10 protein-coding genes are annotated in these 12993 nt (G+C 72.5%); 4 read left to right on the top strand and 6 right to left on the bottom strand.

What is annotated here, in order from left to right:
* Positions 1 to 3: 3 nt before the first annotated feature.
* A complete protein-coding gene (locus tag ACZ6C1_RS32270) occupies positions 4 to 2925 on the bottom strand; it encodes an FAD-binding and (Fe-S)-binding domain-containing protein (RefSeq protein WP_469245851.1) in 2922 nt (973 codons plus the stop codon).
* Positions 2926 to 2996: 71 nt separating this feature from the next.
* A complete protein-coding gene (locus ACZ6C1_RS32265) occupies positions 2997 to 3470 on the bottom strand; it encodes a MarR family winged helix-turn-helix transcriptional regulator (protein ID WP_469245849.1) in 474 nt (157 codons plus the stop codon).
* Positions 3471 to 3638: 168 nt separating this feature from the next.
* On the opposite strand from ACZ6C1_RS32265, the gene ACZ6C1_RS32260 reads away from it, so the two are divergent.
* The gene (locus ACZ6C1_RS32260; RefSeq protein ID WP_469245848.1) at positions 3639 to 5447 is read left to right on the top strand and encodes an ABC transporter ATP-binding protein; all 1809 of its coding nucleotides are present in this window, start codon (positions 3639 to 3641) and stop codon (positions 5445 to 5447) included.
* Positions 5448 to 5814: 367 nt separating this feature from the next.
* Positions 5815 to 6672, top strand: coding sequence for an endolytic transglycosylase MltG (gene mltG / locus ACZ6C1_RS32255; protein WP_469245846.1), 858 nt, complete (start codon positions 5815 to 5817; stop codon positions 6670 to 6672).
* Between the two features lie 72 nt (positions 6673 to 6744).
* Here mltG and ACZ6C1_RS32250 read toward each other — a convergent pair whose 3' ends face one another.
* The 3 genes from ACZ6C1_RS32250 to ACZ6C1_RS32240 are packed head-to-tail and all read right to left on the bottom strand — an operon-like array spanning position 6745 to position 10466.
* Complete coding sequence (locus ACZ6C1_RS32250) at positions 6745 to 7821, bottom strand: FAD-dependent oxidoreductase (protein WP_469245844.1); 1077 nt, start codon at positions 7819 to 7821, stop codon at positions 6745 to 6747.
* A 41-nt stretch (positions 7822 to 7862) separates the two neighbouring features.
* Positions 7863 to 9392 carry an L-piperidine-6-carboxylate dehydrogenase gene (gene amaB, locus ACZ6C1_RS32245; protein WP_469245842.1) on the bottom strand — a complete coding sequence of 510 codons (1530 nt, stop codon included), beginning with the start codon at positions 9390 to 9392 and terminating at the stop codon, positions 7863 to 7865.
* A 9-nt stretch (positions 9393 to 9401) separates the two neighbouring features.
* Complete coding sequence (locus tag ACZ6C1_RS32240) at positions 9402 to 10466, bottom strand: NAD(P)/FAD-dependent oxidoreductase (protein WP_469245840.1); 1065 nt, start codon at positions 10464 to 10466, stop codon at positions 9402 to 9404.
* Positions 10467 to 10685: 219 nt separating this feature from the next.
* Between ACZ6C1_RS32240 and ACZ6C1_RS32235 the strand changes: the two genes are divergently transcribed.
* Positions 10686 to 11108, top strand: a complete 423-nt coding sequence (locus ACZ6C1_RS32235; RefSeq protein WP_469245838.1) for a YjbQ family protein — start codon at positions 10686 to 10688, stop codon at positions 11106 to 11108.
* Between the two features lie 75 nt (positions 11109 to 11183).
* Positions 11184 to 12404: a damage-control phosphatase ARMT1 family protein gene (locus tag ACZ6C1_RS32230; RefSeq protein ID WP_469245836.1), complete on the top strand. Its 1221-nt coding sequence runs from the start codon at positions 11184 to 11186 to the stop codon at positions 12402 to 12404.
* 147 nt (positions 12405 to 12551) lie between these two features.
* Here the strand turns inward: ACZ6C1_RS32230 and ACZ6C1_RS32225 are convergent, their stop codons facing one another.
* Positions 12552 to 12977 (bottom strand): DUF4259 domain-containing protein, encoded by a 426-nt coding sequence (locus ACZ6C1_RS32225; RefSeq protein ID WP_469245834.1) that lies wholly within the window; start codon positions 12975 to 12977, stop codon positions 12552 to 12554.
* Between the last annotated feature and the right edge of the window lie 16 nt (positions 12978 to 12993).

Raw genomic sequence — 12993 nt, 5'->3', positions numbered from 1 at the left:
GCGTCAGGGGCGCGTCGCGCGGTCCAGTTGCAGCAGCACCGAGTGGTACGGGCGGCCCGTCGCGTGGTGCATGCCGATCTCGCACATGCGGTTGGCGGAGAGGTACGCGTCGAAGGTCCGCGCCGTCACCTCGGCCGCCTCCCGGGCCGTCGCCGATTCCGTCAGCTCCGGGTGCAGCATCCCGCGGTCACCCGCGAAGGCGCAGCAGCCGGCGTCGTCCGGGACGACGACCTCCTCGGAGCACGCCGCCGCGATCAGGGGCAGCCGGTCCTCGTCGCCGAGGTGCCGCATCGCGCACGTGGGGTGGACGACCGCGGAGGCCGCCCTGCGCCGTACGGTCAGGTGCGGCAGGAGTTCGTCGCCGGCCCAGACGACCGAATCCAGCACGGTCAGCTCCGCGTGCAGCTCGCGGTTGCGGCCGCTCAGGTACGGCACCACTTCGCGGGCCAGGCCCAGCGCGCACGAGGAGGCGTCCACGACCAGCGGCAGCCGACCGCCCGCGGTCCAGCCCCAGGCGGCCTCGACGACCCGGTTCGCCATCACCCGGGCGCCCTCCTCGTACCCCTTGGAGTGCCAGATCGTGGCGCAGCACGTGCCCGCCACATCGGGCGGGATCCACACCGGCTTTCCCGCCCGCTCCGACAGTGCGACCACCGCTTGGGGCAGGGACGGCCCCTCGTACCCCTCCGGTTCGCCGAAGATCCGGTTCACACAGGCCGGGTAGTACACGGCGACCGCCCCTGGCCGCTCCGTCGCGGGCAGTTCGGCGGCCGCGCCGGGGATCTCCGGCAGCCACTCGGGCACCAGGTCCCGCCGCACCGTCGTGCGGAGCAGCCCCGTGACCGAGGCGGGCAGCCGGTCGCCGAGCCGACGCCCGGTGGCCACCGCGCGCCGCGCCGAGGCCTCCACCGCCGCGAACCGCCGCGCGGCCAGCGCCGCCATCCGCTCCTCCCGGGCCGAGTGGCGGGCGTGCCGCAGCCGCTTCATCAACGCGCCCGTGTCGATGCCCACCGGGCAGGCGAGCGCGCACGTCGAGTCGCCCGCGCACGTGTCGACCGCGGCGTAGCCGTACGTCGCGAGAAGACTGTCCTCGACGGGCGAACCGGGGCTCTGGCGCATCATCTCGCGGCGCAGCACGATCCGCTGACGGGGTGTCGTCGTCAGGTGCTGGCTGGGACAGGTCGGTTCACAGAAACCGCACTCGATGCACGCGTCGGTGATCGGCTCCACCCGGGGCACCGTCTTCAGGCCGCGCAGGTGGCCCCTCGGGTCGCGGTCGAGGACGATCCGCGGGGCGAGCACCCCCTCGGGGTCGAAGGCCCGCTTCGTTCGCCACATCAGCTCCGTGGCCTGCGGCCCCCACTCCAGCTCCAGGAAGGGCGCGATGTTCCGGCCGGTCGCGTGCTCGGCCTTGAGGGAGCCGTCGAACCGCTCGACGGTCAGCTTGCAGAAGTCGTCCATGAAGGCGGCGTACCGGTCGACGTCGGCCGGGTCGGCCGGGTCGAAGGCCAGCAGGAAGTGCAGGTTTCCGTGGGCCGCGTGCCCGGCGACGGCGGCGTCGAAGCCGTGCTCCGCCTGGAGCGCGAGCAGCGCCTCGCACGCCTCGGCGAGCCGCGACGGAGGCACCGCGAAGTCCTCGGTGATCAGCGTCGTACCCGACGGGCGGCTGCCACCCGCGGCGGCGACGAACGCCTTACGGGCCTTCCAGTAGCCGCCGACCGTGCCCGCGTCCCGGGTGAACTCATTGGTCACCGACGCCACCGGCGCCACCAGCTCGACGTCCCGCAGGACATCCGCCGCCGCCCGCTCGCGGGCCTCCAGCGCCGCCGTGTCGGGGGCCCGGAACTCCACCAGCAGGGCCGTGGTCGGGCCGGGCAGCCGCGCCCAGTCGGCGGGCACCCCGTCCACCCGCACCGAGGCCCGCAGCGTGTTGCCGTCCATCAGCTCGACGGCGACCGCGCCCGCCTCGGTGAAGCGCGGCACGGCGGCCGCGGCGGCCGGCAGCGACGGGAAGAACAGCAGCGCCGCCGCCACCTCGCGGTCCAGCGGCAGGGTGTCGAACACGACGTCCGAGATGAAGCCGAACGTGCCCTGGGAGCCGACCATCAGCCCGCGCAGGATCTCGGCGGGCGTCGCACCGTCCAGGTAGGCGTCCAGCCGGTAGCCGTTGGTGTTCTTGAGCTCGTACTTGGCGCGGATACGGGCCGCCAGTCCCGGGTCCGCCTCGATCTCCGCCTTGATGGCGAGCAGCTCCGCGCAGAGCCCGGGCTCGGCGCGCGCCAGTGCGTCGTCGGCGTCCGGGGCGCCCGTGTCGACGACCGTGCCGGAGGGCAGCACCACGGTGAGGGAGGCGACGGTGCGGTACGAATTGCGGGCCGTGCCGGCCGTCATCCCGGACGCGTTGTTGGCGACGACCCCGCCGATCGTGCAGGCCACTGCGCTCGCCGGGTCGGGGCCCAGCACCCGGCCGTACCGGGCGAGCGTCGCGTTGGCGCGGGCGACGGTGGTGCCGGGGCGAATGCGGGCACGGGCGCCGCCGTCCAGGACCTCGATCCCCGCCCAGTGCCTGCGCACGTCGACCAGGATGTCCTCGCCCTGTGCCTGGCCGTTGAGGCTCGTCCCGGCCGCCCGGAACACCACCTCGCGGCCCTTGGCGTGCGCGTACTCCAGGACGGCCGCGATGTCGTCGACGTCCTCCGGGACCACGACGACATGCGGGACGAAGCGGTAGGGGCTGGCGTCCGATGCGTAGGCGACCAGGTCGGAGAGCTGCCACAGCACCTTCTCGGCACCCAGGAGGGCCCGCAGCTCGTCGCGCAGCCGTCCGGGTGAGCCGTGTGCCAGGAGGTCGGGCACCCGGTCGGGGGAGGGGCCGCGGTGCGCGCCGGGGCGGAGGGCGTCGGGATTCGGCTCCAGCAGCGGCATGTCATGCTCCCCTCGACAGGCAACGCGGTCGTCACGGCACGGGCGTCACCGCCCGGTCGTCACGCGCGGCGTCAGCAGCGGCGCTCCTGACTCGCGTCGGCACTTCCGTCGGCGTTTCCGTCGACCAGGGCGGACAGCAGCCCGCCGAGCACCTCGCGCTGTTCGGCGGTCAATGGAGCCAGGATGTCCTCTGCGGCGGCCCGGCGCGCGACGCGCAGCTGCCGCAGCGTGTCCCGCCCGGCGTCGGTGAGCTCGATCCGCACCACGCGGCGGTTGGCCGGATCGGGGACGCGGCGCACCCGCCCGCTCGCCTCCAGTCCGTCCACGAGGCTGGTCACGGCGCGCGGTACGACCTCGAGGCGGGCGGCGAGATCGGCCATCCGGGGCGGGTGGTCCCAGTGCGCGACCGTGCGCAGCAGACGTGACTGGGCGGGCGTGATGGCTATGTCGGCCGACTCCAGTTGCCGCTTCTGACTGCGGTGGAGGCGCCGCGTCAGCCGGAGCAGTTGCTCGGCCAGCAGGCCGTCGCGGTCGGGGGAGTTCATGACCGGATCGTATCAGGACCATGTTCATTGTGAGGATAGGTAACAATGAGCTATCCTCTCAAAAGGCTCTCGGCGCCTCTCCATGCCTCCGCACACCCCCGAGCGCCTCTCCGGGCCTCCCCGGGCCTCTCCGAGTCGTCTATGTCCGCTGTACCTTCGAAGGAGCCCATGCGCATCCACACCGAGTCCACATGGACACCACCGCCACCCGATCCGGAGCAGCCGCCGGCCCAGATCCGCCGCATCCTCCGGCTCTTCCGTCCCTACCGCGGCCGGCTGGCCGTGGTCGGTCTGCTCGTCGCCGCCTCGTCACTGGTGTCCGTCGCCTCGCCGTTCCTCCTCCGCGAGATCCTCGACACCGCGATCCCGCAGGGGCGCACGGGGCTGCTCACACTGCTCGCCCTCGGCATGATCCTCACCGCCGTGGTGACCGGCGTCTTCGGTGTGCTGCAGACGCTGATCTCCACCACGGTCGGCCAGCGCGTCATGCACGACCTGCGCACCGCCGTCTACGGTCAGCTGCAGCGCATGCCGCTCGCCTTCTTCACCCGCACCCGCACCGGTGAGGTCCAGTCCCGCATCGCCAACGACATCGGCGGGATGCAGGCGACCGTCACCTCCACCGCGACGTCGCTGGTGTCCAACCTGACGGCCGTCGTGGCCACCGTCGTCGCCATGCTGGCGCTCGACTGGCGGCTGACCGTCGTCTCGCTGCTCCTGCTGCCGGTGTTCGTGTGGATCAGCCGCCGGGTCGGCCGGGAGCGCAAGAGGATCACCACGCAGCGGCAGAAGCAGATGGCCGCGATGGCCGCGACCGTCACCGAGTCGCTCTCGGTCAGCGGCATCCTGCTGGGCCGGACGATGGGCCGCGCGGACTCCCTCACCAGGTCCTTCGCCACCGAGTCCGAGCGCCTCGTCGACCTCGAAGTGCGCTCCTCGATGGCCGGCCGGTGGCGGATGTCGACGATAGGGATCGTCATGGCCGCGATGCCCGCCCTGCTCTACTGGGCGGCCGGTCTGGCGTTCCAGTCGGGCGGGCCCGCGATCTCCATCGGTACGCTCGTCGCGTTCGTCTCGCTCCAGCAGGGCCTGTTCCGGCCCGCAGTGAGCCTGCTCTCGACGGGCGTCGAGATCCAGACCTCCCTCGCGCTCTTCCAGCGGATCTTCGAATATCTGGATCTGCCGGTCGACATCACCGAGCCCGAGGAGCCGGTCCGGCTGGAGAAGATCCGTGGCGAAGTCCGCTTCGAGGGCGTCGACTTCCGGTACGACGCGAAGAGCGGCGAGACGCTGAGCGGAATCGACATCGGCGTACCGGCGGGCGGCAGCCTGGCCGTCGTCGGTCCCACCGGCTCCGGCAAGTCCACGCTCAGCTATCTCGTCCCCCGGTTGTACGACGTCACCGGCGGCCGTGTCACGCTCGACGGCGTCGACGTACGGGACCTGGACTTCGACAGCCTCGCCCGCGGGGTGGGGGTGGTCTCCCAGGAGACGTACCTGTTCCACGCCTCCGTCGCCGACAACCTGCGCTTCGCGCGGCCGGACGCCACCGACGAGGAGATCGAGGCGGCCGCGCGAGCGGCACAGATCCACGACCACATCGCCTCCCTGCCCGACGGATACGACACCCTCGTCGGCGAACGCGGCTACCGCTTCTCCGGCGGCGAGAAGCAGCGCCTGGCCATCGCCCGGACCATCCTGCGGGACCCGCCCGTGCTGATCCTGGACGAGGCGACCAGTGCCCTCGACACCCGCACCGAACAGGCCGTGCAGCAGGCGATCGACGCGCTCTCCGCCGGCCGCACCACCATCACCATCGCCCACCGGCTCTCCACCATCCGGGACGCCGACGAGATCGTCGTCCTCGACGCGGGGCGCATCGCCGAGCGCGGTACGCACGAGGAGCTGATGGAGCGGGACGGCCGCTATGCCGCGCTGGTGCGCGGTGACGCGGAGCTGGAGCCGGCCGCGTCCTGAGGGGTCCCGACGCGACGGCGCCGCCGCTCCCTGGGACGGGGGAGCGACGGTGCCGGGGTGGTGCTCGTCAGACGAGCCGGCCGACGAAGTGGAAGACGCCGGCGAGCAGGTCGGTGATGACGTTCATGTGGTGCGTTCTCCTTGTGCCTCCATGCGTGTGTGGGACTGCGCAATCGCGTTCTGTATCCCGTCGCTTGTGCACCGTAGGCATCATGCGCCGCAGCCGGACCGGTCGGCGAAACGGGTGGCGATCATGCGTTCGGGCGAACATCCGAGCCCCTGTTCGCTTGTTCCCCGGGGGTGCGCCCGCTGGTGGCGAATGTCTGAATTGCTGGGTTATGCCGGTGTCTCGGGTTAGCGTGCCCGCATGGTGAACGAGTCCCCGCAGGGCACGCCCCCGCGCAGGCGGCCCCGCATGACGCGCCGTGGCTGGGTGGCCCTGAGCGCAGGCCTGGCCGTCGTTGTGGCCGCAGCGGTACTGGTGCCGTTGCTGCTCCTCAAGGAGCCCCCGGCGCCGCCGCCCCCGGAGAAACCGACGATGCTGCTCATCCCCGAGGGCTGGCGGGCGAGCCAGGTGTACGAAGCGGCCGACAAGGCGCTCAAGGTGGCGCCGGGCACCACCCGGAAGGTCGCCGAGGGCGGCACGCTCAAGCTGCCGGCCGACGCGCTGGGGAACCCGGAGGGGTTCCTCTTCCCCGCCACCTACCCGGTGTACAAGAAGACGACGCCGCGCGGCTTGCTGGACTACATGGTCAGGACCGCCCACGAGCGGTTCGGGGCAAAACGCATCAGCGCCGGCGCCCAGCGCAACGGCGTGAGCCTCTACCAGATGGTGACCATCGCCAGCATCGTTCAGGCCGAGGCCGACACCCCGGAGGACATGGGCAAGGTCGCCCGGGTCGTCCACAACCGGCTCGCCCAGGGCATGGCGCTCCAGATGGACTCCACCCTCAACTACGGGCTCGGCCGCTCCACGATCGACACCTCGCACGCCGACACCCGGATGGACCACCCGTACAACTCGTACAACCGGCAGGGGCTGCCGCCCACGCCCATCGACAACCCCGGCGAGCAGGCCATGCACGCCGCGCTCGACCCCCCGGCCGGCGACTGGCTCTACTTCGTCACCGTGCAGCCCGGCGACACCCGCTTCACCGCCAGCTACGAGGAGCACCAGCGCAACGTCCAGGACTTCAACGCCCACCGGGCGAGCGCCCCGAACTGACCCGCTCCGCCGCCTCCGGGCGCCATCCGCTGAGCGGGCCCGGGCGTGACACCACCCGCCGCCGCCCCGGTGTCAGGCCGGCACCGGGTCCGGCCGGCGCTCCAGCAGCCGGGTGATGTCGCGTACCGCCGCGCGGCCCGCCCTGTTGGCGCCGATCGTGGACGCCGAGGGGCCGTACCCGACGAGGTGGACGCGCTCGTCGCGCACCGCGCGGGTGCCGTCCACACGGATGCCGCCGCCCGGCTCGCGCAGCCGCAGCGGGGCGAGGTGGTCGATGGCCGGGCGGAAGCCGGTCGCCCACAGGATGACGTCGGCGTCGACCGTCCCACGGTCGTCCCAGGCCACGCCCGTCGGGGTGATCCGGTCGAACATCGGCACCCGGTCCAGGATCCCCCGCTCGCGCGCCCGCCGGATCGCGTCGTTCACCGGCAGGCCGGTCACACTGACCACGCTCCTCGGCGGCAGCCCGCGCCGCACCCGCTCCTCCACCAGGGCCACCGCCGCCCGGCCCTCCGCCTCACCGAACGGGCCCTCACGCCAGACCGGCTCCCGGCGCGTCACCCACGTCGTGTCCGCCGCCACCTCGGCGATCTCCATCAGGTGCTGCGTCCCCGACGCCCCACCGCCCACCACGATCACCCGCTGCCCGGCGAAATCCGCGGGCCCCGGGTAGTCCGCCGTGTGCAGCTGCCGCCCGCGGAAGCTCTCCTGGCCCGGGTAGCGCGGCCAGAACGGCCGGTCCCAGGTGCCCGTCGCGTTGATCAGGGCGCGTGTCTCGTACGTCCCCTCCGAGGACTCCACCAGCAGGCGCCCGCCCTCCCCCTCCCGTACGGCCGCGACGTCGACGGGCCGGTGCACCCGCAGCCCGAACCGCTCCTCGTACCGCGCGAAGTACGCGCCGATCACCTCCGAGGACGGGCGGCCGTCGTCGGCGCCGGTCAGCTCCATACCGGGCAGCGCGTGCATCCCGTGGACCTTGCCGTACGTCAGGGACGGCCAGCGGAACTGCCAGGCGCCGCCGGGCCGTGGGGCGTGGTCCAGGACGACGAAGTCCCGGTCCGGCTCCAGCCCGGCGCGCCGCAGGTGGTACGCGGCGGACAGCCCCGCCTGGCCCGCACCGATGACGACCACGTCCACCATGTAGTTCATGTTTCTACTAACACGTGAGGGGTCGTGGATCTTCCCGGCGCCTAGAGGAAGTGCACTCCCTGCGCCAGCGGCAGATCGTTGCCGTAGTTCACCGTGTTCGTCGCCCGCCGCATGTACGCACGCCACGCGTCCGACCCCGACTCCCGGCCGCCGCCGGTCTCCTTCTCCCCGCCGAAAGCCCCACCGATCTCGGCCCCCGACGTGCCGATGTTGACGTTCGCGATACCGCAGTCCGAACCGTCGGCGGCCAGGAACCGCTCCGCCTCACGCTGGTCGCGCGTGAAGATGCTCGACGAAAGCCCCTGCGGGACACCGTTGTGCAGGGAGATCGCCTCCTCCAGAGTGCGGTACGTCAGCACGTACAGGATCGGCGCGAAGGTCTCCCGCCGTACCACCTCGGTCTGCCCCGGCATCCGCACCACCGCCGGCCGGACGTACGACGCCTCCGGCGCCTCGTCGGCCAGCACCCGCTCTCCGCCGGTCACCACCTTGCCGCCGTCCGCCTGCGCCTCCTCCAGCGCCTCCGCCATCGCCCGCCGCGCGCGTTCGCCGATCAGCGGCCCGACCAGGGTCCTGGGCTCGAACGGGTCGCCGACCGGAAGCTGCCCATAGGCGTGGACGACCTTCTCCACCAGGTGGTCGGCCACGTCCTCGTGGACGATCAGCCGGCGCAGCGTCGTGCACCGCTGCCCCGCCGTGCCCGCCGCCGAGAAGACGATGCCCCGCACCGCGAGGTCCAGGTCGGCGGACGGGGTGACCACCGCCGCGTTGTTGCCGCCCAGCTCCAGCAGGCACCGCCCGAACCGCGCGGCCACCCGCGGTGCCACCTCCCGCCCCATCCGTACCGAGCCGGTCGCGCTCACCAGCGCCACCCGAGGGTCGTCGACCAGACGCTCACCCGTCTCCCGCCCGCCGAGTACCAGCCGGTGCACGGCGGCGGGAGCGCCCGAGTCGGCGGCGGCCCGTGCCAGCAGGGCGTCGCACGCCAGCGCCGTGAGCGGCGTCAGCTCGGACGGCTTCCAGACCACGGGGTCGCCGCAGACCAGCGCGACGGCGGTGTTCCAGGCCCACACCGCGACGGGGAAGTTGAACGCCGAGACCACGCCCACCACACCCAGGGGGTGCCAGGTCTCCGACAGCCGGTGGCCGGGCCGCTCGGACGCCATCGTCCGTCCGTACAGCTGACGGGACAGGCCGACCGCGAAGTCGCAGATGTCGATCATCTCCCGCACCTCGCCGAGCGCCTCCGAGCGGATCTTGCCCGCCTCCACGGTGACCAGCTCGGCCAGGTCCTCCTGGTGCGCGGTCAGCAACTCACCCAGCCGTTTGATCAGCGCGCCGCGCACGGGCGCCGGGACCGTGCGCCAGGTCCGGAACGCCCCGGCGGCCGCGCCGACCGCCCGCTCCACGTCGTCGGGCGACGCGGCCGGCAGGCGGCGCAGGACGCCGCCCGTGACCGGCGTACGCGAGACCACCTCGCCCCCGGACGCGGGCGGTTCGGCGCCGCAGCGCAGTAGGGCACCATCGGCGCGGGCGCGGAGTTCGTCGGTGGTGGGCAGGAACGTGGTCATACGGCCTCCTCAGATGATGTGCGCCTCCGAGCACACGCCGGCGGGGTCCCCCTCGAAACGGCCCGCGGACAGCGGCCCCACGTCCACGAACGGCGTACGGCCGAGAAGCAGGTCCCGCACCACCTCGCCGACGGCCGGGGCCTGCAGGAAGCCGTGCCCGGAGAAGCCCGTCGCGTACAGGAACCGGCTGACATCCGGCGCCTCGCCGATCAGCGCGTTGCGGTCGGGCGTCATCTCGTACAGGCCCGCCCAGCCGCCGGTCACCGGCACGTCCACGAGCGCGGGCGCGCGCCGGGCGGCCGCCTCACGGAAGAGATCCAGCCACCCCTCGTCGAACTCCCGCCCGAAACCCGGCTCCTGGCGCGGGTCCGACAGCCCGAGGACGAGGCCACCGGCGCCGTCGCCGTGAAAGTACAGCGTGGAGCCGTAGTCGAGGGTGAACGGCACCCGTGGCGGCGCCGGATCCAGAGGACCGGTCAGGGCGATCTGCCGCCGCAGCGGTGTGACGGGCAGGTCCACCCCGGCCATCGCGCCGACCGCCCCCGACCAGGCGCCCGCCGCGCAGATCACCGCTCCGGTACGGACCGTCCCGGCGGTCGTCCGTACCGCGCGTACCGCACCGCCGGACGTCTCGATCCCGGTCACGGCGCACCGGGTCACGACGCACGCCCCCAACGCGGCGGCGGCCCGGAGGTATCCGTTCACGGCCGCGCCGGGCAGGGCGTACCCGTCGGCGGGGGAGTGGGCGGCGGCCACGATCGACGACGGGTCGACGTACGGGCACAGGGTGTGCGCCTCGTGGGGGCTCAGCAGGCGGCTGGGCACGCCGTACGCGTGCTGCACCTCCATGCCCCGCCGGAAGGTCGCCACCTCGGCCTCGTCCCCGAGGAGGAACAGATACCCGACGCTCTCCAGCCCCACGTCGGCACCGGGACGCTCGCGAAACGCCCGCCACGCCTCCAGGGCGCGCTGCCCCAGCCGTACGTTCACCGGATCCGAGAACTGCGCCCGCACCCCGCCGATCGGCTTCCCCGACGACCCGGACGCCGGCGTGTCCCGCTCGACCAGCAACACCCGTCCGGCCCCCGCCTCGGCGAGATGGAACGCGACGCTCGCCCGACGACACCTCCACCGACGACCACGACATCCACGGCACCGGGCAGCGACCCCCCTCCCGACGGGTCATCGATCACCATGCCCCCATCGTGACGCCGCGGATCCGTCACGTCCACGGCGCCTCGCCTGACACGCCGACTCAAGCAGCGGACACCGACACGGTGTCACCATGGAGGCATGAGCGACGCATTCACCACCCGCACGCTGCGCATCACCACCGGCACCAGGGAAACGGTCCACGACCTGACCGGCGCGTGCGCCTCCTTCCTCCGGGAGGTCGCGGCGGGCCGCGACGGCCTGCTGAACGTCTTTACGCCACACGCCACCACGGGCGTGGCCATCCTGGAGACCGGCGCCGGCAGCGACGACGACCTCCTGGCCGCCCTGCACACCCTGCTCCCCGCCGACGACCGCTGGCAGCACCGCCACGGCAGCCCCGGCCACGGCCGCGACCACGTCCTCCCCGCCCTGATCGCCCCACACGCCACGATCCCGGTCCTCGGCGGCGAGATGGCGCTGGGCACCTGGCAGTCGGTGTGCGTGGTCGACACCAACAAGGACAACCCGGACCGTCAGGTGCGGTTGAGTTTCCTGGGCTGATAGAGCCGGTCAGGCAGCGGGCATGCTCCTCGGGGATCATGGCCACGTGAGCGACATGCGAAGGGCCTGGACACGATGACAGAGAAGTCCTCCCGCGCTTCGGGTGAAGAGGCTGTGAGTGACGCCCGCCCAGTCGGTGCGCCGGTCATCCTGAGCAACGAGCCCGGCTCGTTCGCCTGGGGTGTGCTGGCCAAACGCCACCCTGCTCTCATCCGGCGGGTACGAGACGCCTTCCCGTACGGCCGCCGGCAGCACGAGGCCCTCGACGCCCTGCTGGACGAGATCACCAAGGGTGTGGTCGAGCCGCTCGCCCCCGGGGATCACGAACACGAGCGCTGGACGGACTGGGGGCGGGAGCACATCGGGTGCTCGTGGTACGACGCCCCGTTCCTGTGGGCGGAGAGCTACTTCTACCGCAGGCTCCTCGGCGCGGTCGGGTACTTCGGCACCGGCCCATGGCAGGGAGTGGACCCGTTCGCGCCGTTCAAGCAGGCCGAACTGCGAGGCGACGCGGTGGAGGAGGAGCTGCGGGCCCTCGACGCGCTCGCGAGCGCTCCGGCGGAGGAGCGGGCCACGGCCCTCCTGCACGCCTCGCTCTGGGGCAACCGTGCAGACCTCGGCTTCCGTCTCTCGGCGGGGGAGTCGGCAGTGGCTGACGCCGTGGTTTCGGCGCTGGTCGCCGACGACAGCGCCACGTTGTGGCAGCTCCTGCCCGCCGGTACCCCGGCCACCGTGGCCGTGGTGGCCGACAACGCGGGACGGGAGCTGATCCCCGACCTCGTCCTCATCGACCACCTCCTCGAGCACGGACATGCCGAGCGGGTCCTGCTTTACGTCAAGCCCTACCCGTACTACGTCTCCGACGCGATGACCGCGGACGTGGTCGACTGCCTCCGCCGTCTCATCGAGGCACCCGGCGAAGCGGGCCGGATCGGCGGCCGGCTCTGGAAGGCCATGGCCGAGGGAAGCCTGGAGGTCCGCACCCACCCGTTCTTCTGCGCCCCCCTACCGTACGAGGAGATGCCCGCCGACCTTCGCGCCGAGTTCGCGGGCGCCGCGCTCACCATCCTCAAGGGCGACCTCAACTACCGCCGCCTGGTGGGCGACCGGCTGTGGCACCCCACAACACCCTTCGCCGAACGCACCGCGTACTTCCCCGGGGCCGTCGCGGCGCTCCGAACCCTGAAGTCCGACGTCATCGTCGGCTTGGAGCCGGGAACGCTGGACGCCCTCGAACTGGCCGGGGCTGCTTGGCGTACGAGCGGCACGCACGCGCTGATCCACGTGCGACCGTAGATCCGCGGGGCAGATCCCGCGATCGCCGGGCCGCGCCTGGTCCGTGGTCCCCACGATGGGTGCGCACTGCCATCCCGAAGCCCCGGCCGCGGTGCTGCACTTGGCCGACCGTGATGTGGGCGACGTGGTTCAACAGCATCCTGAAGTTCAGATCAGGCTGAGCTGTTCTCCCGTGGGCGATGGCAGGAGCACGTTCTGCAGGCGCCGGATGTTCGCGCGCCAGGGGCCGCCGCTCGACTCGGCCCAGAGGTCCATCAGTTCGGAAGGCTCGGTCATGACGCGACCGAGGGCCTGGAAGGCGAGATCACGCAGGGCGGTGAGATCAGAAAGGGGCTTTTCCGGGCCGTAGACAGGATCGGCCGGCTCACCCCCGGGGCATTGCGCGGCGACAAGAGCGGCCGCGGCTACGGCTTCCTCGGATTCGGGTGCTTCGAGGTAGTCCGCGGTGTCGATCACACGTGTGAGGGTGCCGCGGATGATACCCACGCGTTCGGCCGGGGCCGCGTCGTCAAGATCGCCGCAATAGTCCGCCGCGGTGTCATTGTCGAAGGGGCCGACATCCCAGGTGCCCATGGTCTCTCCGGATCAT

Source organism: Streptomyces sp. NPDC041796 (assembly GCF_055590785.1).
Note: the sequence above shows the minus strand (reverse complement) of the source record. Positions and strands in the feature narration are given on the sequence as shown.